Annotated in this window: 25 protein-coding genes and 1 pseudogene; 5 read left to right on the top strand and 21 right to left on the bottom strand. The window is 44.6% G+C overall.

Going from position 1 to position 26,291, the window contains the following annotated elements; all coding sequences use genetic code 11:
* Positions 1-59 precede the first annotated feature (59 nt).
* The 14 genes from MHI53_RS23675 to MHI53_RS23740 all read right to left on the bottom strand — a co-directional run bounded on the left by MHI53_RS23675 (position 60) and on the right by MHI53_RS23740 (position 11,843).
* Positions 60-1,247 (bottom strand): flagellin, encoded by a 1,188-nt coding sequence (locus tag MHI53_RS23675; protein WP_061141201.1) that lies wholly within the window; start codon positions 1,245-1,247, stop codon positions 60-62.
* 138 nt (positions 1,248-1,385) lie between these two features.
* Positions 1,386-1,619: a carbon storage regulator CsrA gene (gene csrA / locus MHI53_RS23680; RefSeq protein ID WP_061141202.1), complete on the bottom strand. Its 234-nt coding sequence runs from the start codon at positions 1,617-1,619 to the stop codon at positions 1,386-1,388.
* Positions 1,619-2,062: a flagellar assembly protein FliW gene (gene fliW / locus MHI53_RS23685; protein ID WP_340373724.1), complete on the bottom strand. Its 444-nt coding sequence runs from the start codon at positions 2,060-2,062 to the stop codon at positions 1,619-1,621. Before fliW ends, csrA begins: the two co-directional genes overlap by 1 nt.
* 8 nt (positions 2,063-2,070) lie before the next feature.
* Positions 2,071-2,649 carry a DUF6470 family protein gene (locus MHI53_RS23690; RefSeq protein ID WP_340372442.1) on the bottom strand — a complete coding sequence of 193 codons (579 nt, stop codon included), beginning with the start codon at positions 2,647-2,649 and terminating at the stop codon, positions 2,071-2,073.
* Positions 2,650-2,693: 44 nt separating this feature from the next.
* On the bottom strand, positions 2,694-3,572 hold the full coding sequence (gene flgL / locus MHI53_RS23695; RefSeq protein ID WP_340372443.1) for a flagellar hook-associated protein FlgL: 879 nt from the start codon (positions 3,570-3,572) through the stop codon (positions 2,694-2,696).
* 15 nt (positions 3,573-3,587) lie between these two features.
* On the bottom strand, positions 3,588-5,147 hold the full coding sequence (flgK, locus tag MHI53_RS23700; protein ID WP_340372444.1) for a flagellar hook-associated protein FlgK: 1,560 nt from the start codon (positions 5,145-5,147) through the stop codon (positions 3,588-3,590).
* A gap of 28 nt (positions 5,148-5,175) precedes the next feature.
* A complete protein-coding gene (locus MHI53_RS23705) occupies positions 5,176-5,664 on the bottom strand; it encodes a flagellar protein FlgN (RefSeq protein WP_061141206.1) in 489 nt (162 codons plus the stop codon).
* 74 nt (positions 5,665-5,738) lie between these two features.
* Positions 5,739-6,002, bottom strand: coding sequence for a flagellar biosynthesis anti-sigma factor FlgM (flgM, locus tag MHI53_RS23710; RefSeq protein WP_061141207.1), 264 nt, complete (start codon positions 6,000-6,002; stop codon positions 5,739-5,741).
* A gap of 220 nt (positions 6,003-6,222) precedes the next feature.
* The gene (locus MHI53_RS23715; RefSeq protein ID WP_061141208.1) at positions 6,223-6,636 is read right to left on the bottom strand and encodes a TIGR03826 family flagellar region protein; all 414 of its coding nucleotides are present in this window, start codon (positions 6,634-6,636) and stop codon (positions 6,223-6,225) included.
* A gap of 99 nt (positions 6,637-6,735) precedes the next feature.
* Entirely contained in the window at positions 6,736-7,428 is a 693-nt protein-coding gene (locus tag MHI53_RS23720; RefSeq protein ID WP_340372445.1) for a ComF family protein, read from the bottom strand.
* On the bottom strand, positions 7,421-8,896 hold the full coding sequence (locus MHI53_RS23725; RefSeq protein ID WP_340372446.1) for a DEAD/DEAH box helicase: 1,476 nt from the start codon (positions 8,894-8,896) through the stop codon (positions 7,421-7,423). Before MHI53_RS23725 ends, MHI53_RS23720 begins: the two co-directional genes overlap by 8 nt.
* A 38-nt stretch (positions 8,897-8,934) precedes the next feature.
* Positions 8,935-9,777 carry a DegV family protein gene (locus tag MHI53_RS23730; protein WP_340372447.1) on the bottom strand — a complete coding sequence of 281 codons (843 nt, stop codon included), beginning with the start codon at positions 9,775-9,777 and terminating at the stop codon, positions 8,935-8,937.
* Positions 9,778-9,961: 184 nt separating this feature from the next.
* Entirely contained in the window at positions 9,962-10,645 is a 684-nt protein-coding gene (locus MHI53_RS23735) for a response regulator transcription factor (RefSeq protein ID WP_061141211.1), read from the bottom strand.
* 55 nt (positions 10,646-10,700) lie between these two features.
* Positions 10,701-11,843 carry a sensor histidine kinase gene (locus MHI53_RS23740; RefSeq protein ID WP_061141212.1) on the bottom strand — a complete coding sequence of 381 codons (1,143 nt, stop codon included), beginning with the start codon at positions 11,841-11,843 and terminating at the stop codon, positions 10,701-10,703.
* 627 nt (positions 11,844-12,470) lie between these two features.
* On the opposite strand from MHI53_RS23740, the gene MHI53_RS23745 reads away from it, so the two are divergent.
* Together MHI53_RS23745 and MHI53_RS23750 are read left to right on the top strand one after the other, a co-directional pair.
* Positions 12,471-13,106, top strand: coding sequence for a YigZ family protein (locus MHI53_RS23745; RefSeq protein ID WP_100530820.1), 636 nt, complete (start codon positions 12,471-12,473; stop codon positions 13,104-13,106).
* Between the two features lie 177 nt (positions 13,107-13,283).
* Positions 13,284-14,309: an LCP family protein gene (locus MHI53_RS23750; RefSeq protein ID WP_061141214.1), complete on the top strand. Its 1,026-nt coding sequence runs from the start codon at positions 13,284-13,286 to the stop codon at positions 14,307-14,309.
* A 132-nt stretch (positions 14,310-14,441) separates the two neighbouring features.
* On the opposite strand, the gene MHI53_RS23755 is transcribed toward MHI53_RS23750, so the two are convergent.
* The 3 genes from MHI53_RS23755 to MHI53_RS23765 all read right to left on the bottom strand — a co-directional run bounded on the left by MHI53_RS23755 (position 14,442) and on the right by MHI53_RS23765 (position 17,433).
* On the bottom strand, positions 14,442-15,491 hold the full coding sequence (locus MHI53_RS23755; RefSeq protein ID WP_061141215.1) for an MraY family glycosyltransferase: 1,050 nt from the start codon (positions 15,489-15,491) through the stop codon (positions 14,442-14,444).
* 76 nt (positions 15,492-15,567) lie between these two features.
* On the bottom strand, positions 15,568-16,671 hold the full coding sequence (locus tag MHI53_RS23760; protein WP_061141216.1) for a glycosyltransferase family 4 protein: 1,104 nt from the start codon (positions 16,669-16,671) through the stop codon (positions 15,568-15,570).
* Between the two features lie 18 nt (positions 16,672-16,689).
* Positions 16,690-17,433 (bottom strand): WecB/TagA/CpsF family glycosyltransferase, encoded by a 744-nt coding sequence (locus MHI53_RS23765; RefSeq protein ID WP_061141217.1) that lies wholly within the window; start codon positions 17,431-17,433, stop codon positions 16,690-16,692.
* A gap of 111 nt (positions 17,434-17,544) precedes the next feature.
* Here MHI53_RS23765 and MHI53_RS23770 point away from each other — a divergent pair, with 111 nt between their 5' ends.
* From MHI53_RS23770 to MHI53_RS23780, 3 genes are read left to right on the top strand one after another with little or no spacing between them, the layout of a single operon-like run.
* Positions 17,545-18,975 carry an O-antigen ligase family protein gene (locus MHI53_RS23770; RefSeq protein WP_340372448.1) on the top strand — a complete coding sequence of 477 codons (1,431 nt, stop codon included), beginning with the start codon at positions 17,545-17,547 and terminating at the stop codon, positions 18,973-18,975.
* A gap of 4 nt (positions 18,976-18,979) precedes the next feature.
* On the top strand, positions 18,980-20,506 hold the full coding sequence (gene murJ, locus MHI53_RS23775) for a murein biosynthesis integral membrane protein MurJ (protein WP_340372449.1): 1,527 nt from the start codon (positions 18,980-18,982) through the stop codon (positions 20,504-20,506).
* A gap of 19 nt (positions 20,507-20,525) precedes the next feature.
* Positions 20,526-21,689, top strand: coding sequence for a glycosyltransferase family 4 protein (locus MHI53_RS23780; protein ID WP_340372450.1), 1,164 nt, complete (start codon positions 20,526-20,528; stop codon positions 21,687-21,689).
* A 41-nt stretch (positions 21,690-21,730) separates the two neighbouring features.
* On the opposite strand, the gene tagH is transcribed toward MHI53_RS23780, so the two are convergent.
* From tagH to MHI53_RS23800, 4 genes and pseudogenes are all read right to left on the bottom strand, one after another.
* Positions 21,731-22,528: a teichoic acids export ABC transporter ATP-binding subunit TagH gene (gene tagH / locus MHI53_RS23785; protein WP_340372451.1), complete on the bottom strand. Its 798-nt coding sequence runs from the start codon at positions 22,526-22,528 to the stop codon at positions 21,731-21,733.
* Positions 22,529-22,545: 17 nt separating this feature from the next.
* Positions 22,546-23,343: an ABC transporter permease gene (locus MHI53_RS23790; protein WP_061141222.1), complete on the bottom strand. Its 798-nt coding sequence runs from the start codon at positions 23,341-23,343 to the stop codon at positions 22,546-22,548.
* A 3-nt stretch (positions 23,344-23,346) separates the two neighbouring features.
* Positions 23,347-24,507: pseudogene (locus tag MHI53_RS23795) on the bottom strand (CDP-glycerol glycerophosphotransferase family protein); the annotation flags it as partial.
* Between the two features lie 232 nt (positions 24,508-24,739).
* Positions 24,740-26,278, bottom strand: a complete 1,539-nt coding sequence (locus MHI53_RS23800) for a glycosyltransferase family 2 protein (protein ID WP_340372452.1) — start codon at positions 26,276-26,278, stop codon at positions 24,740-24,742.
* Positions 26,279-26,291 lie beyond the last annotated feature (13 nt).

Consider the following 26,291-nt stretch of genomic DNA (forward strand, 5'->3'; position numbering starts at 1 on the left):
GTTCCAGCAATTCACCCAGTCATCCTTTTATCCATTACTGGATAAAACGCCCTTCAAATTTACCTTAGAAGTTGTAAAACTCCTTGAGGTGCGGAATTTGCTTGAGCCAACATTGCTTGTGATGCTTGAGCCAAGATGGAGTTTTTAGTTTGCTCCATCATCGTCTTAGCCATATCTGTGTCACGTACACGTGATTCAGCAGCCGTCAGGTTTTCAGAAGAAGTACCTAAGTTGTTGATCGTGTGCTCTAAACGGTTTTGGTTAGCACCTAATTTAGAACGTTCTGCTGATACTGTATTAATTGCGTCATTAATTTTTGTAATTGCTTCAGCAGCACTAGCATGTGTTCCCACATTCAATGCTTGCTCAGTTGTTACGTTATTAGTTCCGTCTGTCACTGCTAAATCTGCATTTCCAGTTCCTTTAGTAGAAATACCTAAAGCTTCTGCTCTCATATCTCCAATATCAAGAGTCAAACTTTGTTTTTCATTAGCTCCGATTTGGAATTTAAGACTCTTATCAGGGTCAGTATCCTTCCCAGCTGAGACTGTTGTTTGAGTTACATTAGTTGCACCTTTTTTAAAGTCTCCTGCAGTTACTGTATCAGGACCTGTTGCTTTAGCAGTAAGTGTAAGTGAGCCATCAGTATTTTCAGTAGCAGTATATTTATTAGTAGTATCAGCATTAACTTTTTTCACTAATCCAGTAATACCATTATCAGTAGTATCAGCTGTGTAAGATTTACCACCAATAGTCATTGATTCTGTATCCGCAAAACTAATATCACTTGATGCTAATTTGTGAACAGCTGCTTTAGCTACCCCATCTTTTTCACCATTTAAAAGTTTTTGTGTATTGAACTCAGTCGTGTTACCGATACGGTTGATTTCAGATGTTAAAGAATTGATTTCTTTTTGGATTTCGCCGCGGTCGTTTGTTGTATTTGTATCTGTTGCTGCTTGAGTAGCAAGTTCACGCATGCGTTGAAGGATGTCAGTCGTTTCGTTCAAGGCACCTTCAGCAGTTTGGATAAGAGAAATAGCATCTTGTGAGTTACGGGAAGCTTGATCCAAGCCGCGGATTTGTCCACGCATTTTTTCAGAGATTGCTAGACCAGCTGCATCGTCACCAGCACGGTTGATACGCATACCTGAAGCCAGTTTCTCCATTGATTTGGATTGAGCGTTTGTTGCACTTGATAATTGACGGTGTGTGTTAAGAGCTGAGATATTGTGATTGATGATCATTTATGTTTCCTCCTTGAGTTTTAAGTTCCCACATCCATGTGGTTCATCACGGTGGGCAGTGAATAAGTCGGCCGCCTATATCACTGCCCATCGTTGTATAGTTAATATCGACATGCTCGGAAACATATTTAGCGGATTTTACGATTTTTTCTTGAAATAGTCATTTATGTTTTGCAGAAGATGTGATTCCGTTTGGGTGGCTTCACTATTTTCCTGCTGGATCGATAGATAGATTTCCTTTCTATGGATCTCGACGTTTTTCGGGGCATTGATCCCGAGCTTGATCTGTTCTCCCTCAATCGAGAGGATCGTGATTTCGATATCATCGCCGATCATGATCGCTTCATTCGGTTTTCTCGTCAATACGAGCATCATTTCGCCCCCTGTTCTGTGGGAGTTTCGATCAGCCTATGTTTTGTGCGGTAATCAGTGCCGTTCATGATGAATTGCTTACCCAATTTCTTTGAGCCATTTATGATGACGGGGGCCTGAAGGTTCGCTGTCGTTTCATTGAAGGGATCCGAAATCGTCAAGATCGCGAACGTAAGGACATCCTGCTCCGTTTCTATTTGTAAAAGCTCGAGCACTTCATCCGTAAGCTTCACTTCGTAATCACGAAATACATCAAAAGGGTTCGTCACAATGAAGGCAACCTCTTTTGTTTTTGTCGATTGCAGGACGAAAAAGGGTGTATCATCCAATGTAAGCAGGCAAAACTGTTTTTCCTCCAAAAAGCCCGGCAGCCCGCTTTCGAATCGATAGATCTCATTCGCCATTAATTCAATTTCGCCATGAAATTTGGTTTGTACATTCATCTCCGTTTTCACTCACCTGACTCATCGGGATATACATTAATGAAATTGATATCCAACGTATTTTTTTGTAAAATCTCCACATCCACACTGCCTGGTGTGTAAGTATGTTCCGGCCTGTTGATCTGGGCATCAATGATCGGCTTCTGGGCGGTCGCTTCGATCTCCACTTGTGCCGGATCGTAGTCAAGCTGCACGCTAAAATAGGAGGGAATCCAGCCAAGATTGAATTGCTTTTCGGCCCCTTTGCTGTTTTGCTTGGCCTGATCGGCGAGCGGACTGCCGCCTCTTTCAATGTGCCTCAGCTCCGTCCCCTGCTGCGAACGCCGAGCCATGCCTGCTAGCCAATCCTGGTACCCTTGCTGGGCGAATTCCTCCACTCGTTTGGAGAGGCTTTTCAAGTCCATATCCTCCCTGGCCTTTGTCTGATCGATCGTCAGCTTGCCTGGGGTCGTATGGATTTCCAAAATGGCCTGCGGCTGTTCGATTCGTTGAACCGCCGCCTTTTGTTCGATTTGCTGTACTGGCTGTTCGATATCCAACCCGATCTTCATTGGGGCGGATTGCAATCTAATTTGCGGAATCTGCATCATCATCACTCCTTATAGAAAAAAGCTATCCATTTAAGAATAGCTTAGCGAAGAAAATCCAATAAACTCGGTTGCATGATTTTCGCCCCGATACTTAAAGCGGCACTATGGACGCTTTCCTGGGTCGTCAAATCCATGATCGCTTTTTCGATATCGACATCCTCATTTTTTGAGAGGATCGAGGTGGCAAAAACCTCCTGCTGCTTAAGACGGTCCGTCATCAGCTCAATCCGGTTTTGCCTGGCGCCGACCTGGGCCTGCAGGCCTAAGAAGGTATTGATCGTTGCATCAAGCCCGTCAAGCGTCCCCGTCACATCTCCGCCGCTTTCCAGTGCAACGATCGTTTTATCGATGCTCCCGCCATTTGCGAGTGCTTCTCCAAAAACCTTCGAGCCGTCCGTGTTGATTTTCAACGAAATCCCGGAAAACACCTCAAGGTTTATGTCCCCTTTGCCATATACGATATTCCCATTCGCGTCTTTAACGGATGAAGGCTTCACATTCGTATCCTGACCGTTGAAAATATACTTCCCGCCGATCTGTGTGTCTCCGAGTGTGATGAGATGTTCCTTCAATTGCTTGATTTCCTCGGCAACGTTTTTCAGTTGATCGCCTTCATACGTGCCATTGCTTCCTTGAACCGTTATCTCCCGAATCCGCTGCATCGCGGAAACGGCTTCAGAAATGGTATCATCCGTACTGTCGATCCAATTTGTCGCCTCGGAAATATTGCTCTGATACTGTCCGATTTGATTCAAATTGGTCCGGTATCCCATGCCCATCATGGCCGCAACGGGATCGTCGGATGGTTTGGAGAATTTCTTTTGAGAGGAAACCTGTTCTTGCAGCTTGGCCATCTTTTCGTAGCTGCCGCTTAAGTTGGTTAACATATTATTGGTTAGCATCGATTGCGTTACCCGCATGTTCATTCACTCCTTTCATCGGCCTACCGTGCCCATTCCGTTGATGATCTTATCGAGCATTTCGTCCATCATCGTCATCATCCTTGCAGAAGCGTTGTATGCCTGCTGGAATTTGATCATGTCCGTCATTTCTTCATCAAGCGATACGGAGCTGACGGAATCCCTATTTTGATTGACGGAAGTGGCAAGCACAACCGAGTTGGATAGGTTCTTTTGGGCGCTTTGGGAATCGACCCCAAGCTTGCCGATGATACCGGCATAATATGTGTCGAAGCTTCCCGTCAATTCTTTTGAATTTTGGTCCTTCGTCGAATACTCACTAAACGCCTTTTTCTTCAGGTCCGCCAGCAGTTTAGCATTTTCATTGTCGCCTGATGCTCCGCCGCTTTTACCGCCTGCGGCAATTTTCGACGGGTCTTTTATGATTTCGCCATTCACCTTGATGCTTTGGGCAGCGCTCTTACCTGGTTCGATCTCGAAGAAGTTCAGGACTGATTGGTTGCCGTCGCCCAATGCATACCCTTGTTTGTGGATGGCATTGAACTCGTTCACGAAGGCAGCCGTCATATTATCGAGCTTTTTCAGCATATCCGGAAACGCTCCGCCGATCGTGCCATCAGCCTTTTTGTAACCAAAGCTGTTGATCAAGCCCGACAGTTCTCCTGAAAACTTGTAGTCCGTCAATGTTTTTGACCCGACTTTCACTCCATCGACCATGCCTGTCGTTTTGTCATAGCCGACTTCGACTTTCGACGTTCCCACCATCCCCGTTTGATTAACGCTGATCAAATTGATCGGGGGCTTATAGGAAGAACCGTCCTCCTGCATCAATTCGATATTGTACAGTCCTGTCGCTACATCGCTGGCCCTGCCATAATCCGTCGGAATGACGTTTTGCACTTTTATGCTGACAAGCTGCGAGAGATTATCGACCAGAACGTCACGTTTATCATACAAGTCATTGGGGATATAGCCATGCGGCTCGACCTTGCTGATTTGTTGGTTAAGCTGATCGATGCTGCTGATGAGCGTATTGATTTCGTTCGCTTTGACGTTGATCTGATTCCCGATATCCGTTTGGACGCTGGTTAGCGAGTTATAGTAGTAGTTCAAAGTATCTGCGACCATGACGCCTGTCGAGGCAACGACTTCACGCGCCCCTGAGTTTTCCGTGTTCGCCGTCAGCCCTTGCAGTGAATTCCAGAACTTCTCCATCGTGGCAGCCAATCCGCTGTCGGTAGGTTCGTTCATGACCCCCTCCATTTTGGTCAAGGATTCGCTCATCGCCCCGTAATATCCGATTTTATTGCTTTGTGTCCGATACTGAGCGTCGAGGAAGCTATCGCGGATACGCTGCACCGTTTCAGCCGCTACGCCCGTCCCGATTTGGCCGGCCACCCGCGGGCTGTTCATCCCGACAGTGGGGAAGCCCGGCGTCTGGACGAGGTTGACCCTTTGCCTTGAATACCCTAATGTATTGGCATTGGCTACGTTATTTCCTGTTGTGTACAAGGCTCCTTGTGAGGTAGATAATCCACGCTTGGCCGTCTCAAGACCCATAAAGGTTGAAATCATTTACTCATGCCTCCTTTTATTCCATTTCCTAAGCTTTTGAATCAAACATCGCCATGCCGCTTTTGGCAGGTTTTTTAACCGGGTTGCCGTAATTCAGGTTTTGATTCCGAGGCCTGAACATATCCAAAGAGACGTTGATGAATTGAAGCGACTGATAGATCAATTGCTGATTTAAACTGTTCCGCTCCTTCAGCTTAGCCACTTCTTCAATCAATTCCCCCTTTAGCCGGGCAAGCTTTTCCGTTTCGATCGGGCCTGTCAGTTCGGTTACGGTGTGGATGGAGGCAGGCTGCCCCGCTTTTCCACTTGCATGAAGAAATTCCGCGACAGCTCCTTCTCTATCCTTATCCGTTTGACTGATCGCTTTCATATGCTTTTGTTCCTGAATCAGCAGTTCCGTTATCGCTTCGGTATCATTCGCTTTCAAAAGGTCCGTTTTTCTTATCGCCAATTGATTGAAGCTTTTATGGAGCTTGATCAATTTTTCAAGCGACTCGATGATGTTCCGTACAGACAATTTGCTGCCTCCTCTCCTCATGAATGAGGGACGGAAATTGATGCCTTCCGTCCAATGCAATCATCTTTTAAACATCATTTCCGGTAAAAATCGATCAGACCTTTAGCCGTCGCTTGCGCATTCAATTTATAAGTTCCATTCTCCACTTGCTTCTTCAATTCATCCACTTTTGCTTGTCTTGCAGCAGGAATCGGAGATAATTGCTGCATTTCTTTTGCCGCTGAGGAAATTTCGACTTTATCCTTGGCATTCGCCTTGGATTCCTTGATATTACCTGCTTTATTGGCTTGAAGATTATACGGGTTAACACCTGTCACACCGACGTTATTGATTTTCATATTCCAGATCCTCTCCTTCGGTCGATTTTTCCATCCCAACTTACGATTTCCCAGACAGGCCATTGAAGTGGCTATGGACCGCATCATTCTCCCTATCATTATTATCGACAAGGATTGGATATCTTTTATGGTTTCCTGTTATCTTTCGTCCGACATCTATTGTCGAAAATTGTTCTCAATATCGAATATTTTAGCAAATCATGCAACATGTTTCCATGAATTACCCTTTTTGATCATCCTTCATGTAATAAGTATTTTTTTTCTCATTCCCGAAGGCCTTGCGCCTTTCTTCATCTTCGAATTCCTGCAAATCCGTACGCAGGGAATCGCTGCAATTGCCGCATAGCCTTCCGCTCTTGATAGGGGTGCCGCACTTTTCACAAGGAATCCCTAAATTAGGGAACTGCGAAATCCTTAGCTTACCTGTTTTCACGAATTTAATGATGAGCATTTCTTCCACACCAGTGTCGTTTACCACTTGCATCATGGAGGCCGTTCGATTTATTTTCTTGCGAATATAGGCATACACTTTATCATAGTTAGCTTCTTCCTCTTTATGGCAGGCATCGCAAACATCACGGAATTTAGTCATAACGAATAACGAATTACAGCTTGGACAGTTGGATATATCCATCAAGGTCCCTCCTTCACCATCACACCGATTATTGATTTGTACTGTATATATCGAATAATACGTACGATACTTTAGGATGTTCCTTAAAATTGTGCTATTTCACCTACTCAAAGTAATCGATGATACGGCTTTCGCCCCAGCGTTTTTCAAGGCTTTGGCAGCCTGCCTGAGTGTTGTGCCGGTTGTGTAAATGTCATCGATGACCAAAATCGATCGATCCCGCAGCAATTCCTCATTGATGACCTGGAAAACCTGCGGCAGCGTGATTCTTTCATGTCTTGATTTTTTTGATTGTTTTTCCGTATCGATCCGAGTCAGTACCTCGACTGTACGAATGCCAATAACATCCGCCAAAGCCTGTGCCTGGTTGAACCCCCGCTCCCTTAGCCGTTCAGCACTTAGCGGGATGCACGTTACAAGGTCATGCTCCATGTCCTGCAGCACCTCCCTCAAATAGGGAACGAAAATCGCTGCCAATGCATAATCCCCCCGGTACTTATATTTGGCGATGATTTCTTTCAGGTGTTCATTATAGTGAAAAAGCGATATATTCTTGGACAAATAGCCGGACCACTCCTTATCCCTTTCCCACCTTGAGCAATCGAAGCAGGTGCCTCCACTGCTGTAATGGCCGGCCAGCCCCCTTGAACACAATGAACATCTCTCCCCGGTTATCTTATCCAGTTTCGCCTCGCATCCTTTGCAGATCGCCTTGGCCTCGCCCCGCTTAAGCAATGTTCCCCATGTCAGGGCCTCCTTCATGACTTCATCACAAACCAGGCATCTACGCATCGAGCAACCCCCTTTTCAGGGCAGCCTCATTCATCATTCGGATGTGATGGATCGCCTCGATCATCGCTTTACTTTTACCATAGTGAAAAAAAGTGATCGTGCCGCAAGGGTGGGCCAAGCTTCTTCCAACCCGGCCGGCAATCTGGACGAGGGCGCTTTCTGAAAACACTTCATGCTCCGAGCCGATTACGGCTACCTCCAGGCGTTCGATTGTGACGCCGCGTTCCAGGATGGTCGTGGTCAATAACCCAGGAACCTCCCCTTTCCTTAATGCCAATACCCTTTCCTTTCGCTCTGGATGCTGTGAGTGGACGATTTTCAAGGTAGGAGACAATGTTTGAAACAGCGGCATGACCTGCTCCAGCACTTGTATACTTGGAAAAAACAAGAGGAAGGGGATGTTTTGCCTCAGACGTTCACTTACCCACCTGCTAATTACGGGGGGCATCTTTTTATCAAGAAACTTTTTTCTCCAGTTCCCGCACCACTTCATTTCCGGGACAGGAATTGGCTGACGATGGTAACGGGCCGGGATGGTCACGGCTTTCAATTTACCGCTTCGATACAATCGCTGCATACGCTTCGAGGGCGTGGCGGTCAGGTAGATGGTTGCGGCAGAGGATTTTTTCGCCTTATTGACCGCATATTGCAGGGAATCATCCGCGGAGTAGGGAAACGCATCGACCTCATCGACGATGATCACGTCAAAGGCTTCAATGAAACGAAAAAGCTGATGAGTCGTGGAGATAATAAGCTGTGAGGATTTATGCCGCTCTGCACTACCTCCATAAAGGGCGGCGACATCGATTTTCGGAAAGGCCTTTTTCAGTCTTGGTGAAAGCTCGAGAACGACATCTGTCCGCGGTGTTGCCAGGCAGATTCGTTTCCCTGCAAGCAGGGCTGTCTTGATGGCTGGAAATAAGACCTCCGTCTTGCCGGCACCGCAGACGGCCCATACCAGGAGCTCCTCCTTTTCATTCACCGCGCCGACTGCACGTTGCGAGGCCGTTTTCTGCCCGTCAGATAGCTTGCCGTCCCAACACATGACAGGGTCAGGAATGGCATACAACAAGCCGGGGCCAATCCATTGATACAATCTTGCGCATTCGCTGACACGCCCCATCATGATGCAAGAGCGGCAGTAAGCGCAGTCTCGATTGCAGACCTTACACGGGATGGTATGAAACATGGCTTGATCTTTGTTGCCGCAGCGCAGACAGGTAAACTTACCGTTTCCGGATTGCACGCCGCTTGTATGCGAGATATGCCCATTTTTGAGATGCTCTACGATCATTGCTTCGGAAAAGGGGATTTCGGAGGACAGCAGGTGCCTTCCAGAGAGATGGTTCTGAAGTTCGGGAGAAAAAGGCCGGGGAATGCTTGAGTGTTTCAATTTGCACCCTTCTTTCGTCATGGATTTACTCTCCCTATCATTCGATATAAGCCATACCGTTTCCTGTCTCTCCATAAAAAAAACGCCTCCCAATTCGGGGAGGACGCCGTTGTTCATACTTTATACCAGCCCATTCCCATCGAGCCTTCACCAAGATGGGTTCCAATCACAGGACCGAAATAGCTGATGTCAAATTCCACATTCGGGAATCGTGCTTCAAGCTCGGTTTTCCAGTCTTTGGCTTCGGCTTCCCGCCTTGCATGAATGATGACGGCTTTATACTTCGCACCGCTTGCCGCATCTTCTCCAAGTAAATCGGCAATCCGCTTCATCGCTTTTTTCCTTGTGCGGATTTTTTCGAACGGGACGATGACCTTCTCCACGAAATGGAGGACCGGCTTCACTTGAAGCAGGCTGCCGATCAAAGCCTGGGCACTGCTTAACCGTCCCCCACGCTGTAAGTGGGATAGATCGTCCGCCATGAAGTATGCCTTAACGGACGGTTTCATTTCTTCGAGCCTGGCCATGATCTCTCCTGCACCTTTCCCCTCAAGGGCCATCTTTGCCGCCTCCAGAACATAAAATCCCTGGACGCTACAGCTGATCTCCGAATCAAAGGCATGAACATTAATTCCCTCGACCATCTCCCCGGCTGATATTGCGCCTTGATACGTGCCGCTGATGCCACTCGATAAATGAATCGAAATGACATCATCATATTCCTTTTCCAGCTCCTCAAACTTCTCGACGAACAGTCCGATCGGAGGCTGTGAAGTCGTCGGCAATTTCTCCTGCCTCTTCACTTCCTCGTAAAACTCATCCGCAGTAATATCGACTTCTTCCCGGTAAGCTTCATTGGAGAAAATGACGTTAAGCGGCATCATATGTATATGTAAACGTTCACGCGTTTCCTTAGGTATATATGCAGTGCTATCTGTTACGACTGCCGTTTTCATAATGAGTACCATCCTTATAAAAATTTGCTCTTTTTGTTCATATTCAACATTTTAGCTGAAAATGCCTCCATTTGCATTAAAGAGCTTTTCCAATACCTAAAATTTGTAAAAGTATACAAGTAAAAAAAGTCCGGCTCCTCAGTACGCATTGCGAAAACTGAAGAGCCGGATATAATCGGAAGAATTATTTCACTTCTACCCAGCCGTTTTTAATAGCCAGGACAACCGCTTGTGTACGGTCATTCACATTCATCTTCTGAAGAATGTTACTTACATGGTTCTTGACTGTTTTTTCACTGATATATAGCGTTTCGCCAATGGCGCGGTTGCTTTTTCCGTCAGCTAAAAGTTGAAGCACTTCACATTCGCGGCGAGTCAAGAGGTGAAGCGGTCTCCTGATTTCTATCGTATGGACGGAATCACGATCGGTACCCTCGTCGGCAGCCAAGCGGCGATATTCTTTAACCAAATTATGCGTAACCTTCGGATGAAGATATGAACCGCCTTCCGCCACTACACGAACGGCATCGATCAACGCATCGGCGTCCATCTCTTTCAATAGGTAACCTTGGGCTCCCGTTTTCAACGCATGCTGGACGTAATTCTCATCATCATGAATCGAAAGGATGATGACCTTTGTTTCAGGGTAGCGGTTCACAAGCATTTTGGTTGCTTCGACCCCATTCATATTCGGCATGTTGATATCCATGATAACAACATCTGGTTTATGTGTCTCAACGAGATCCATTGCTTCACTTCCGTCATCACCCTCGGCAACAACATCGAATGATGATTCAAAATCTAATATGCGCTTTACGCCTTCACGGAAAAGCTGATGGTCATCGATAATGATGATACTAGTCTTCAACGGCTTCTTCCTCCTAGTTTCTATTTAAAATGTTAAAATGCCTATTCTCTATAATTTATAATTGATAGGGAATTTGTATAAATACCAAAGTGCCTGCGCCTGGCTGTGAATCGATCGTCATTTCACCTTCAAGCAGCTCGACCCTCTCTCTCATTCCTACCAAGCCAAATGAGCCTTCTTTTTGAATGGAACTGTCAAACCCTTTTCCGTCATCCTTGACGACAACGGTCACCATCTCTTTCGAAATGGACAGTTTAACTTGAACCTGTTTTGGCTCCGCGTGCTTCAATGAATTTTGTACGGCTTCTTGCACGAGCCTGAATAATGCGACCTCCATGTCAGAAGGAAGCCTTTTGACCTGTCCAAGATTGACGAAATTCAAATGCACGCCATCATTATAGTCTTCGGTGGTTTGCAGGTACTTTCTGAGGGTAGGAACAAGGCCCAAATCATCAAGTGCCATGGGACGAAGATCATAAATGATCCTGCGCACTTCATATAAGGCATTCCTTACCATGACCTTCAAACTGCGGATTTCCACGAGCGCTTCATCAGGACCTCTCTCCCGCTGGACACGTTCAATCAAGTCTGAACGCATCATGACATTCGCGAGCATTTGTGCTGGACCATCATGAATTTCCCGCGAGAGCTTCTTGCGTTCCTGCTCCTGGGCTTCAATTATCTTCAAGCCGAAGTCTTGTTTGCGTTTCGCTTCCTGCAATGCTTCCCCTACGAATTTCAGGTCCTGGGTCAAATAGTTTTGTACGACCGATATTTGCGAAACAAGATGTACCGCTTTATCGATCGTCTGCTGCAGGGCCCGTAACCTTAATTCAAGTTCATCCCGGCGATTTCGAAGTTCCTTCTCCAATTGCCGGTTTATTTGCAGGTCGACTTGCAGCTTGTGTGCCCTTTCATAAGCATCCCGTACCTGCTCTTCAGAAAAATGGTTGAAGTGCATACTGACCTCGGAAAGCCTTTTTCGAGCAAATCTGGCTTTTGAATCCAGTGCATCGCTGTCGGTTATTACAATGGCAACCCTGATTTTCACATCATCAAGCTCTTTTGTTAATGATTCAAAATCTTTGCGGCATTGCTCGCCGATGTCAAAGACTTCATCCTTGCTTTCACTAACAGTGCTCACCATTGTTTCTAAGATCTTGTCCAATGCCTTAGCATCAACCTTTTTTATGGACATTAAGATCCCTCCACTTAAATCAAAAGACTTAAAAAATTTATTGTCTTAAAGACTATGTATATGGAAAAAAGTTCTTTCCTTTTTCATGAATGGTTATTTCAGGAAACGTTAATATGCAGTAACCTTCATGAACATATTGTACCAAAAAAAGAAGAAAAATACGTTAATTTCATTGTCAAATTTTTACGAAATGTACATATATGGTACATATCTCCCGGTTATAGGTATTATGGCCGAATTGGTAGTCTACCATACCCTTTAAAGGCAAATCCATTCCCATTAGCCCAATACAAATGATCCTTTTCAATCGAATCGACTATTCCACTCCATTGATTATTATATGAAACAGATCGATTTATTAAATGGCAAAATCATCGAATTGAACGGGCACGATCGGAACAAGCGAGGACTTGTGACCAAAACCCGTTGTTTTTCGTAAATGTTATTCTTTTAAGCATAATATTCGCTGCACACATGACAGGCAATAGAACTAATTATAACACGGACTTCTTTTTCTTATATTAAAGTTTCTTTACACATCTGCCCCAAAAACGAAACAGGATTGCCACTTTTTACACAAAGACTTATAATGAATCAACTAATAGTAAGTATGAAGGTGGAATAGGTATGCTCACTCAATATTTAACGGTGGCAGGACGCGGGGAACATGAAATCATCATCGAGAAATCCCGTTTCATCTCGCACATTACCCGAGCCGAAACGGAAGAAGACGCCCAGGCATTCATCCAGGAAATCAAGAAAAAGCATAAAGATGCTACACATAATTGTTCAGCCTATATGATCGGTGAACAAAACCAAATCCAAAAGGCCCTCGATGATGGGGAGCCAAGCGGCACGGCAGGCGTCCCGATCCTTGAGGTTCTTAAGAAAAAAGATTTGAAGGACACCGCCGTAGTGGTCACAAGATATTTCGGGGGCATCAAGCTAGGTGCCGGAGGTCTCATCCGCGCTTATAGCAAATCGACTTCAGAAGGGATAAATGCCACTGGCATCGTCATCAGAAAGTTAATGCGGGTCATTTCGACAACGATCGACTATACGTGGCTTGGAAAATTGGAGAACGAATTACGTTCTTCCATCTATCAAATAAAGGAAATTCAATACCTCGATCAGGTAACGATCCTCGTATACGCGGAAGAGGCACAAAAAGAATCCTATATCTCCTGGATGACAGAGCTGACAAATGGTCAAGGACAGATCGCAGAAGGCGAAATGCTTTATTTGGAAGAGGCATTCGCCTGATTTCCCCCTGCATTTTTTTCCTTTTTTAGGTTGTAATACAATTGAAAAGAAATATTTATTTTACGAATTTATTAAATCATTGTAAAATTAGGGTTAATATATGACGAAATATAAATAGATAGATTCGAAAAATAGCGATTTATGTCTGAAGTTCGTTATTTAAAAGGAGAAGAAAAGATGTCTACTACTAGGCGTGTCTATAAAATAAAAAAGACAAAGAAAAAAAGGCGAAAGAGGCTGTGGATATTCCTGGTGCCCCTGCTTGTACTGGGCCTGGGCGCTTCCACTTATGCTGCAACTCTATATATGAAGGCACAGAATGTATTCCATGATTCGTATGATCCGGTGGAGGCTTCGGCGAAGCGGAGTGCATCCGTCGATCCTCTCGAAGATAATTTCTCGATCCTCTTCATAGGAATCGATGATAGTGACGAACGTGACTATCAAGGAAATTCACGCTCGGATGCGCTAATCCTGGCTACATTCAATAAAGATCAAAAGTCGATTAAACTTTTAAGCATTCCACGTGATTCATATGTGTATGTACCTGCCAAGGGAGTCACCACAAAAATCAATGCGGCCCATGCAGCCGGAGGTCCAAAGGCGACGATGGACACCGTGGAGGAATTATTTGATGTCCCTGTCGATTATTATGTCCGCATGAACTTCAATGCTTTCATAGATGTTGTCGATTCATTGGATGGAATCGAAGTGGACGTACCATACGAAATGCACGAAATGGATTCACATGACAAAAAGAATGCGATCCATCTGGAAAAAGGAATTCAAACGGTTGATGGTGAAGAAGCCCTTGCCTTTGCCCGGACACGTAAACAGGACAGTGATATCCAACGCGGCGAGCGTCAGCAGGAAGTCCTTAAAGCCATCATCTCCAAGGCAACATCCGCTGGGTCTTTAACGAAGTATACAGACGTAATGGAAGCTGTCGGTGACAATATGACAACGAACCTACAATTCTCACAAATTAAAGGTTTCATAAAATATGTAACTGGCGATAACGGCCTTAATCTTGAGACACTCAAGCTTGAAGGACAGGATTCCACCATTAACGGAACCTACTATTATCAGCTGAATGAAACATCCGTAGCCAATACAAAGCTATTGCTTCAATCACATTTGAATTTGGGACCTAAAGAAGTCACCAATCAAACCGAAGCCGTCCAGCCACAAATAGAAGAATGATAAAAAACCCCACTTGTAAAAGTGGGGTTTTTTCTGTAAACCTAAACAAAAAAAGGCTCCAACCGCGTACAGGCACGGTTGGAGCTTTTTAAACAATTCATGCAAGAATCTAGTAATCTAGTTGTTCATCTATCATGGTTTGTTTTTAAAATTGAGCATCTTCAGCAGCGGCTGGTAGTTTGAATTGACCAAACCGATCTTCTCGACAAAAATCTCGATGATCAGCAGCAGACCCGTCACAAGGATCAAGGCCCCCCACATTGTGGCAAACGAGAAAATGATGGCTGCCAAGCCGAAGCAAGCAGCTAAGGCGTAGATGAGCAAAACGGTCTGTTTATGAGTGAACCCCAAATTTATTAAGCAGTGGTGCAGATGGGATTTATCAGCAGCGGAAATCGGCTGCTTATTGACAAGCCTGCGGATAATCGCGAAAAATGTATCCGAAATCGGCACGCCCAAGATGATGATCGGCACGATCAGGGAGATCATCGTAACGTTTTTGAACCCTAGCAGGGACAGGACGGCAATGATATAACCAAGGAACAGGGCTCCTGTATCCCCCATGAAGATCTTTGCCGGGTGAAAATTATATTTCAGGAAGCCAAGAGTGCTTCCAATTACGATCAAGGCTACCGTGGCAACGAATAAATCGCCTTTGATAAGCGCCATCGTTGCGATCGTCACTAATGCAATGGTCGAAACACCGCCCGCAAGTCCATCCAGTCCATCTATTAGGTTGATGGCATTGATGATACTGACAATCCACAAAATGGTGATCGGTGTACTTAACATCCCAAATTCCAGTGTATCGGTAAAGAACGGTAAATTGATGAATTCCACTTCAAGACCGCCCCACAATACGATGATGAGGGCAGCCAGGATCTGGCCCAGAAATTTCGGTGCAGCCCTTAATTCATAAATATCGTCAGCCATGCCGATCAATATGATTATGAGAGCGCCGACCAGGAGTGGCAATTGTCCCGAGAAATCTTTCGTAAAGAGTAAAAAAGTAATGAAAAAACTCAAAAATATGGCTAAACCGCCCATTCGCGGCATAATTTTACTATGCACTTTTCGCTCATTCGGTTTATCGGTAGCTCCTAATTTAAAGGCCAGTTTTCCGACAAAAGGAGTCAAAAAAATGGATAATAAAAAGGATACCAACAAGGCCCCAATTAACATTAAGAACCACCTCAATTCAACTAAAAATCTAATACCCGTAACGATCTATAAGAAAACCTATATATAAATGGTTATTTTAATTTTTCATCCTCAAATAAACATTATATACGTTTTCAGCTAAAATCTCTATAGAAAAGTTGTTTTTTGCAAATTTTTGTAAATCCGACCCTATCTTTGTCAGTTTCCCGGATTCCTTCAATTCCAAAGCATGAAAGATGGCTCCTGCAAGTTTGCCGGCATTTCCGATTTCCGTAACCCAGCCCTTGCTCCCATCGGGAATCAATTCCTTCACACCGCCAACATCGCTCGTGATGGCAGGAAGGCTTGACCTTGCCCCTTCAAGCAGAACAAGCGGGAAGCTCTCGCTTAAGGATGTCAGCAATGTGACGTCCCCCAATGGATAAATTCTTTCCATATCTGCACGATGCCCCAAAAAGATGACGTTACCGGATAAACCGGTTTCGAGGACGATCGTTTCCAAGGTCTTCCTCCTGCTCCCGTCCCCTACAAGCATTAGTTTAACATGCGGTGACTTGGAAACCACGGTTTTCAATGCCTTCAACGCATATTCATGGCCTTTCACCGGTTCCAGTCTTGCAGGCATGATGATGATGAAGTCATCTTCCCCAAGCCCGAAATCACCTCTCTGAAAGGGAATCGGCATTTCTTTTTCGAAGTCAATCCCATTCAGGATCTTCGTGACCTTGGACGGATCGATTCCTTGATCGATCAAGTCCTGTCTAAAGCGGTCGGAAACCGCCAATATATGATCGGCATGTTGGAATGACCTTACATGCAGGCCAGTAAACAGCTTTCCCTTTATGCCCTGGCCCAGGAAATCATGATGGGGCGCGCTGTGAACGGTAAGTAGCCAAGGGCGTTTTATGAGGCGCTTCAATAAAGCACCGTATATATTCGCCCGCGGCCCATGGGTGTGGATGATGTCTATATGATTTAGACGGATAAAGTCCCGTAAACGTTTCAAAACGGATAGGTCATATTTGGAATGTTGATGAAAAAGTTCTGTTTTTATCCCGGCCGTAACCGACCGCCGGTAGAGTTCCCCTTCTTCGAACACCCCAAGCATGCACTCCTCTTTTTTCAATTGGTCAAGTAAGGACATAATATGGAACATGCCGCCGCCCGTTTCATTACCAGCATTCAAATGCAAGACTTTCATCCAGTCCACTCCTTATGTTCAGGAACGCTGCACCTTTTTCCTTAACCGCCTAACCTTGAAAACGAATCTCGGCAGTGCGAGCATCCGTTTCCACCGGGAAGGTTGCTGGATCAGTCGGTACAACCATTCCAGACGCATCTTTTGCCAAAAAACCGGGGCACGGTTCACTTTTCCTGCGAGGACGTCGAAGCTTCCTCCCACTCCCATGAATACCCCTTTTTTAAATAAGGGATCGTGCATTGAAACCCATTTCTCCTGCCGAGGAAACCCCAATGCAGTCAGAATGATGTCAGGTTCGAGTTCCGCAATGGACACAGCCAAGCGTTCGTCCTTTATATCAATATAACCATGGTGATATCCAACCAACTCGATTCCCGGGTATTGCCGTTTCACTTTAAGGGCGGCTGCTTCAATCACATCTTCCTCCGCCCCAAGCAAATATATCTTCAGACCCTTTCCATCAGCGATCCGAAATAGTTCATTCATCAAGTCGAATCCTGTAATCCGCTCTTCCAAAGGTTGATTTAGCCATTTAGAGGCCATAATAATACCAACGCCATCGGGCGTGATGTAATCCGCCGATAGAATGATGTCCTTATAATCCTGATGCTCATTGGCATATTCAACGATTTCCGGGTTTGCCGTAACGACAAACGTTTTTTCCTGGTTCATGATTCTTGGATAGATGATACTATTCACAAATTCATCCATATTGCTATCGACGAATGGAATTGAGAGTATTTCAACAAACTTTTCAGTCATTTCACTTCAGCCTTTCATATGTACTATACATCTAAAGGGTGGGGTATTATTCAAGAAATTTTTTCATACACATCATAGAACCTGATAATCGATTCAAAGGTGGTTACTCATTTGAAGCTTCCAGAAAAATATGCTTTACCCATCCTTATACTTTGCCTGCTCGTAGCCGCTGCAGTGCCTCACCCCATCATTGGCTACTTAGCGACGGCGTTGATGCTCGTTTTTGTCGGTATAAATAAAAAAAGTCTCTTATTCATTTTATTCATTTATTTTCCGGCCCGTCCCTTATTCATGGAACTGAATGGCGGCCTAACCTATTCTGGTGACCTGATCATACTCACCTTATTCTTTTCATTGATTTTGGAAAGGTTCAAAAAGAACGATTGGTCATTTTCGAAATATCATTTCACCTTGTCCTTTTGGCTTTATTGCTTGGTGGGTACAGTAGCTGCACTCATAACCGGCGTGGGAATCCTGCCCATTTCCTTTGAACTCCGGGCCTTGCTTATAACATTCTTGCTTCTTTACATTATCGGTGAATTAAATCTAGAAAGAAAGGATATCTTTCACTTTTTGAAGGCAACCCTAGTATTTACGGTCATCCTTTGCCTTCATGGCCTAATCGAGAAAATTTTTTCGCGTACGATCCTGCTTCCCCATGCATGGGAAATGTGGAACCTCTCTTCTGCGAACAAGATGAGAATCTATGGGGCGGCTGCCAACCCTAATGTGTTCGCCCTTTACTTAAGCATTCAGCTGTTTCTAAGCTTTTTCCTATTTCGCTCGCTGAAAAAATACAAAGTCCTCGTCTTTCTGGCATCAATCTTGCTTGCCGGGACGCTATTGCTCACCTATTCGCGGGGGACGATGATTGCATTTGGGTTCGCGGCGCTCGTCTTCGTATTTTGGACGAGAAATAAATCATTTCTTACCTATTCATTAGGGGCATGCTTGCTGGGACTGCTTTTCATTTACTACCCAGTTTTATTCGCTTCAAATAAAGTCGAGCTATCCGCTGCCGTTCCGATGGATAATCTGGTGATCGGGAGCAACACCGCTTCCGATCATGAACAGGCCCTGTCCGGCCGTTTTTCGGAAATGTTTTCAGATAAGATTCTTCACCAGAGTACGGAATGGGGACGCTTATATGTCGTGTTCAAGGGCATCGAAATCTTCAAGGACCATCCCATCATAGGTACGGGGCTTGCGACATTCGGGGATTCCGCCACCCTTTCCTTCCCTTCGCCGATCTATGGTGAATATCAAATAGGAGAAAGGATGTATACGGATAATCAATATATCCAGATCCTGGTTCAGACAGGCATGCTTGGTTTTCTTGCCATTCTCACTTTCATCATTGTCTCCTTCCGCAAGATCGCGACATCGAAAAAGGGGATCTTTGGAGCCTTCACCGCTTGCCTGTTGCTGGCGGCCTTAACAGCCGGACTTTTTTACAATATTCTCGAGGATAAAACGTTTACCTTGTTTTTTTATAGTTGTTTGGGAATCACTTTACAAAAGGACATCATTTTAAAGGATTGAAAATATGCCTACTCGTTCACATGTACTTAAATCGGTCGGGCTCGTCACCATCATCACAGCCGTCGGGAAAGTTCTCGGCTTTGGCCGGGAGTCGATCATAGCCGCCTATTTCGGGGCTTCATCCACGGCAGATGTTTTTTTCGTGGCGAGCCTCATTCCCACCATATTGTTTACGGCTCTCGGCAGCGGGCTCCAGGCTGGCGTCATCCCGATTTATTTGGAAAAGAAAGCGGAAAATCCAATCAAGGCGGACGATTTCATCAGTCTATTAGGTTCCTTCTTCATGCTGGCCGCAGGAGTCATGACCATTGTTTGCATGATTTTCGCAAAGCCGCTCGTGATGCTGGTTGCGCCCGGTTTTTCGGGTGCAGAGCTTGAGCTGACGGAATCACTGACCCGGATCATGCTGCCTAGCTTACTATTTTTCACGCTTTCATACATGGCAACCGGCGTCCTGAACGCGAATAAGCGTTTCATCCTGCCGGCGCTTACTTCCACTGCCCAAAACACGGTCATTATAGTGGCCACCGTGTTGTGTGCTGCCCCCTTTGGGGTGGAGGGGGTGGCCTGGGGCTTTGTATTCGGTGCAGCCAGCCAATTCCTGATTCAATACCCGTCATTGAAGAGATACGGCATCCGGCCCGTCCTCTCTTTCCTGCCTCATAAGCGGCAGATCGTCCAAACACTGTCCACCTTTTATCCGATCATCATCGCTGCTCTGGCCATCCAGCTGAATAGTGTCGTGGACCGGATCATCGCCACCTCGCTCGAAACCGGGAGCGTAGCGGCGCTGAACTATGCGAACCGGCTATTATGGCTGCCGTTAAGCATTGTCCTCACACCGCTGATTACCGTCTTGTATCCTTCCATCGTCGAACGGGCGCTCATCAGCTACAATGCTTTCCTCGAATTGACCTTAAGAGGGATGAAATCACTTGTTTTTTTGGCGGTGCCTTTCGTGATCGTCATGTTAGTCAGCGGAAATGGCTTGATTACCTTGGCTTTTGAACGCGGGGCTTTTGATGCTTCGGCTACCGAAACGACTTATACGGCATTTTTCTTTTATTCAGCCGCCCTCCCTTTCTTTGCACTTAGGGATTATTTGATGAACGCTTTCTATGCCTTAAAAAAAACAAAAGCGGCCATGTATTCCTGCTTGTTCGCCGTACTCCTTAACGTCATGCTCAGCTGGTTCCTATCGCGGCATCTCGGAGTCGGCGGCATTGCCATGGCTACAGGGATTTCCATGCTCCTTCAATCGCTCTACCTGTTTTGCTGCCTTTGGCTGAAGGCTGACGGGAGGAAGGACACCGCGGTTTTCAGGGATGTCTTGCTCGAAAGCGGCAAGCTGCTCATCATCGGAGCCATCATTTACGGACTTGCCCGATGGCTTCACCCGCTTGCTTTGGCGTTCCCCATCATTGTGGAACTAGTGTTCATCTCGTTATTGGTATTTGGACTGTACCTCGGATTATCGATGGTTTTTAAAGTGAGCAGCCTGAAATCATGGAGCAGGCTCAAATCGAAATGAAGGAAAAGGAGTGCCGATCATGAACATATTGATTACAACGATATTCGACTACCCTCACGAAGGGGGGCTTTCCAGTCATATCACGACATTGAAGAAAGGGCTGATGTCACGGGGACATACGGTAGACGTATTATCTTTCTCCCAATTACCCCATTTCAAGAAGAAAATGCTCGCCCAGGCACCCGGTTTTTTATTGAACAAAGTAAAACAAGGAAGCGGCCAGCTCTTCAATGACAGACAACGCCAAAAATTATTGGCTTCTTCGATAAAAAGCTTGAATAAGCACTATGATGTCATTAATGCACAGGATATTTTCGCTACGCTCGCGTCCGTTGAATCCGGAATTCCAACGGTGCAAACCGTCCATGGGTATTATTCATTCGAGGCAGTCAGCAGGGGGGCGCTCCTCCCGGATAGTGCAGAAGATTTGACCATTCGGGAGCTTGAACGAAAAGCTTATCAATCCGCAGCAAAAGTCGTGACGGTCGACCAGAGAATCAAAGATTATATACACCATTTAGCCCATATCGAGGCGGAAGCGATCAAAAACTTCATTGACCTGTCAGCTTTTGCACCGGAAAGCGCGAAACGGGAGCAAACCCGTCAGGATTTCCAGATCCCCCTACATAAGAAGATGCTTTTCGTGCCTAGAAGGATGACAGAAAAGAACGGCGTCATTTATCCGCTCCTTGCCCTGCCGGAGGTGCTCAAAGCCCATCAGGAAACGATATTGGTCTATGCCGGCACAGGGGAGCAGCTCGCCCGGCTCGAGGAAACGGCAGCCAGTCTCCAATTAACCGATTCCGTAAGATTCATCGGGTCCGTGCCGTTCGAGAATATGCATCATCTCTATGAAGCATCAGATGTCGTCCTCATCCCAAGCGTACACTCGCACGGGGTGGAAGAGGCTACTTCCATTTCTGCATTGGAAGCGATGAGCTGCCGCTCCCCCGTCATTGCCAGTGCAATCGGAGGCTTGAAGGAAATCATTGTGGATGGTGAGGATGGCCTACTTGTAAAGGAGAAGGATACAAAGGCACTTGCACAATCCATCTTAAAATTACTTCATGATCCTCCATATGCATCCACGTTAGCTTCGAGGGCACGATCAAAAATGGAAGGCGAATATTCGCACCTCTCCGCAGCCAAGCGGTTCGAGACCGCTTACAATGAAGTGCTCTAAAAAAAACAAGCAGTCCCAATGAATTGGGGCTGCTTATTTTTTCATACGAGCTGTGAACTTCGTCTTTTCATTTGTTCATCGCGGTATTTTTTCTGTTCTTTTTTGGACATGGCGTTATATTCCTTCAAGAATGCTTCGTATTGCGGCATGACTTCTTTCATGGGACCATACGCCTTTAGCTCCCCATACTCAAGCCATAAAGCCTTTTGGCAAAATTTCTTCATCTGACCGATTGAATGGCTGACAAAGAACATCGTTTTGCCTTTTTCCTTGAATTCGTTCATTTTCTCCAAGCACTTTTCAGCAAAGTTTTTATCCCCGACAGATAAGGCCTCATCAATGATCAGGATATCAGGGTCGATATGCACGGAAACGGAAAAACCGAGCCTCGATTTCATACCGCTTGAGTAAGATTTCACCGGTTGGTCAATGAACTTGCCTAGCTCGGAAAACTCGATGATCTCAGGTTCAAGTTCTTTGATCCGCTGCTTATCGAATCCAAGCATCAGCATTTTCAGCTCAATGTTTTCCCTGCCGGTCAATTGATTATTCAGGCCCGAGGCAACGGCAATCAAAGCCGTTTTCCCGTTCGTTTGGACATTTCCGTCAGTAGGCGGGATAATGCCGGCAATGATATTGGACAAAGTGGATTTCCCGGATCCATTCACACCGACAAATCCTATTACATCGCCCTTCTCCGCTTCAAAACTTACATTCCTCAAGGCAAAATACTCCTCCCCATAGCTTTTAGGCAAAAGGAGGTCCAATAATTTTTCCGAGTTTTTATTATATAATTTATACTTTTTCGTTACATCTTTTACTATTACAGATTTTTCCAACTTTTCTCACTTCCTGTTTACTTAAAGTCAACAAAGCGATCTCTAAATCTAACATGCAGCGAGGAACCTATCATAAACAAAATGATAATGACTGCCCAGAAATAAAGCGTATATTCCCAATGCTCGATCAGATACCATGATTCCCCCAATAACGAAGCGCGATACCCATCCACAATATAATAGAGCGGATTCAGCTTCATGATATTGAGAATGAGCGGGTGCTCCTTGGCATCCAATACCCAGAGGATTGGCGTTAAATAAAACAAAACTTTCATTAAGGACACGATTAGATTATGAACGTCACGAATGATGGTTGATACCGTTGAAGTAATCAAGCCAAATGAAAACAAGAGCGCAACCGTTGCGGCAACATAATACGGAAGTTGTATGATATAAACTGTAGGGAAATATCCCGTGAAGCTTAATAGGATGATGATGACTCCAAGCAGCATGAGATGCTGATACAGTTTAGCAAAGATGACATAAGAAGGAATGACACTCATCGGGAAACTCATCTTGGATACCATATTCAGTCGGGAATAGACCGATTTTGATGTTTGGGTTGTAGCCGGATTCACAAAAAACCAGACCACGATTCCCGCCATCAGCCATGGAAGGAAGTTGTCACCGCGATTTAAGATGATGAAACCGAACACAAACCAATAAATTGAAATTTGGATCATCGGATTGATGATTTCCCATAGGATTCCAAGATAGTTATTGCTATTGGCGCTTTTTACCTCATAGACGGATAAGCGCCTGACTAAATAAAAATTGTTGATTTGTTCTTTTAAAACGGTCAAAGCTGAACTCATATATTACACAGACCTTCCTAAAAACACTTTTTCTACGACACGGCGTGAAGCCTGGCCATCTTCAAGTGCACAAAACCGTTCGTGAAAATGATTGATATCATTCGTATTTTCAAATTTAATCTTCTTGATACTATCAATGACCGCATCGGATGTTTTTACTAACGAACCAGGTGCATTGTTTTCGAAATCAAAGTAAAACCCGCGAAGCTTGTCCCTGTATTTTTCGATATCATATACAAAAAAGAGCATCGGACGCTGCAGATTTGCGTAATCAAAGAATACGGATGAATAATCGGTAATCAATAAATCCGAAATAAGATACAAATGGCTTATATCTTCGTAACTGGATAAATCATAGGCAAACCCTTGATACGCCGATAAATCCATGTTCTCGGAAACCAAATAATGAAGTCGGAGCAAGATGACATACTCGTTTCCCAATTCCCGTTGCATTCGATTCAGATCCAGCTTTAGTTCAAACTTATATTTTCCCCTATCATAGAACTCATCGTCCCTCCAAGTGGGAGCATATAAAATGATTTTTTTCTCTAAGGGAATACCCAACTTCTGTTTCAATGAGTCGATTGTATCACGATTATTCCCATTGTAAAGTAAATCATTACGGGGATAACCAGTTTCCAGAATTTTAGTAGGATCGACGTTGAAGGCGCGGGCGAATATTTCCGTTGAATAAGCATTCGGCGATAGTAAATAATCCCATTTTCTTGATTCGGCATGGAAATTTTCTTTATATTTTTCCGACGTCGTCCCCGGCATATGAACTTCCTCCATGTCGGCCGCAAGCTTCTTTAGTGGCGTCCCATGCCACGTTTGCAAATAGATCGTGTGCTTCGGCTTCGGAATCCAAAGCGGGAGCCTGCTGTTCGTTACCCAATAGCGGGCTCTGGTCATTTTAAGCAGCCAACTTAACGAGAAACGATGGAGATATGGAATGCCTGCCTCTTCGAAATGAGCCTTATACCTTTTATCCACGCTCCAATACATTTTATATTCAGGATGGTGACTCTGCAAGTATTCATAAATCGCTCGTGGATTACAGCTATACTGCTTGCCCAAAAAGCTCTCGAACATGACCAGCTTTTGGTCCACCGGCAATACCCTGCCTGCCATTGCGAAGAACATTTGATATCCTCTTAATATAATGGCTTTGGCGATGCGTTTAAATAGCGATAGAAAGGAAGGTCTCTTTGAGGTTTCCGTTTTTTCGTTTGACATATCCGATCTCCCTTTTATTAATTAATAATGGTGAATGCTGATATAAATGAACCATGGAGCACCGTCATTCCCGCTTATCGAGACACATCCCCGACCTCACATACACCAAAAATAAGCTCGCCCAACAATAGGCGGAGCTTTTTTGGCGTACTTCGAACAGCTACTCCAAAGACTTAATTGCCAGCCCCAAATTATTTGCCACCGTTGTATAAAACTCCACATTCTTCTTATTATACGTCATCTTATTTTTGAGGATTCTTTTAATATTGATCAGTTGATATTCATTATATCGAATAAACACTGTAAATAGGGACTTTTCCATTTTATCGATGTCATCCAGCGAAACAGTGAAATGCCCTCGATTGCCTTCTATTTGTACGTCACATGTGATTTCATTATCGATCCTTTTTCTATCCCGTATTAATACAGACTCGATGCTGTTTATATCATCACCGTATATTTCAAAGCTTTGGTGGTAGACATTATCGATGATATAGGAATCTATTGCACGAGCAAGCATCGGGATCCTGACGAAGCGATATGTCCCTTCCAAAAATGGAAGTTCATAATAAGGCAACCCATCTTCGATATGATATTTTTTATTGGCATCTTGTTTTAACCATTGAAATACCCTTACGAAATCATCAATCCGATCCTCCATGAATAGTTCAAGCGCCAATTTATAAATAGGCACTTTGAATTCATCCTGAAAATCATATGGCAAGTTTTTCGCAGTTTCAACAGCTTCCCTTAATATTTCAATGAAATCTTCTTTGTTGTTGGATTTAACGAAAATTTGGCTGTCGAACGATTTGACTAAATCGTACTCATAAATCCGGTTAAGAGCGATCTTTTTCAATTCAGGGGCAATGTCTTTGGATTGAATATGCTTTATGATTTCAATATCCGCTTTTCTTTTGTCCAGCACACTTGTAACGCGCGTTAAAGAAGCTGGATTTTCTGAAGTCCTATTGACATAATAAATAGGTTTTTTAGTAGTCGAAACCGCTCCGACCGTAAAGAAAACATCCGTGAAGAACCATTTATCTTCACCGAATTTCATATTGGGAAAACCAATTTCATTTTCTTTAACCATCGACAGATTCATCATTCTCGCCGTAGGACCCATGTGATAGAAAAAGTGCGGGACATCCAGTGGGGTAATGCTTCTTCTTTCTTTAACCGAAGCGAACTCACCGATAACACTTTCTGACTCGGATTCGACTTTAACCGTTTTGCCCACTGCATAATCATCACCAGTTTCCTCCAGGATGTTATAGAGGCTTTCCAGTCCATCAGGCGCAAGCCAGTCATCTGCATCTAAAAAGGTTATATATTTGCTTGTTCCCAATTCAATTCCGATGTTTCTGGGGGTCCCTGGGGACCCGTTATTTTCTTGAAGGGACACTGAACAAATGTTTTTATATTTAGCCACATACTCTTGAATGATTGTATACGTATCATCAGTCGAACAGTCGTCAATGATTATATATTCGATCTCATCGATTCCGATGGATTGATTTATGACGGATTCAATCGTTTTCCTGATGAATTTTCCAGAGTTATAAGCAGCAGTAACTATCGTGACTTTTTTTTCTTTTCCTAAAAACTTATTTCTTAAGCTTGACGGATTATTTTTAATTTTTACAGCACTGCCCTTTAAAAGTTCCCTCGCTTTTTGACGTACCAAGATATTCATTCGAAATCCTCTC

It is taken from the genome of Peribacillus sp. FSL E2-0218, from assembly GCF_037992945.1.
Classification (GTDB): domain Bacteria; phylum Bacillota; class Bacilli; order Bacillales; family DSM-1321; genus Peribacillus; species Peribacillus simplex_B.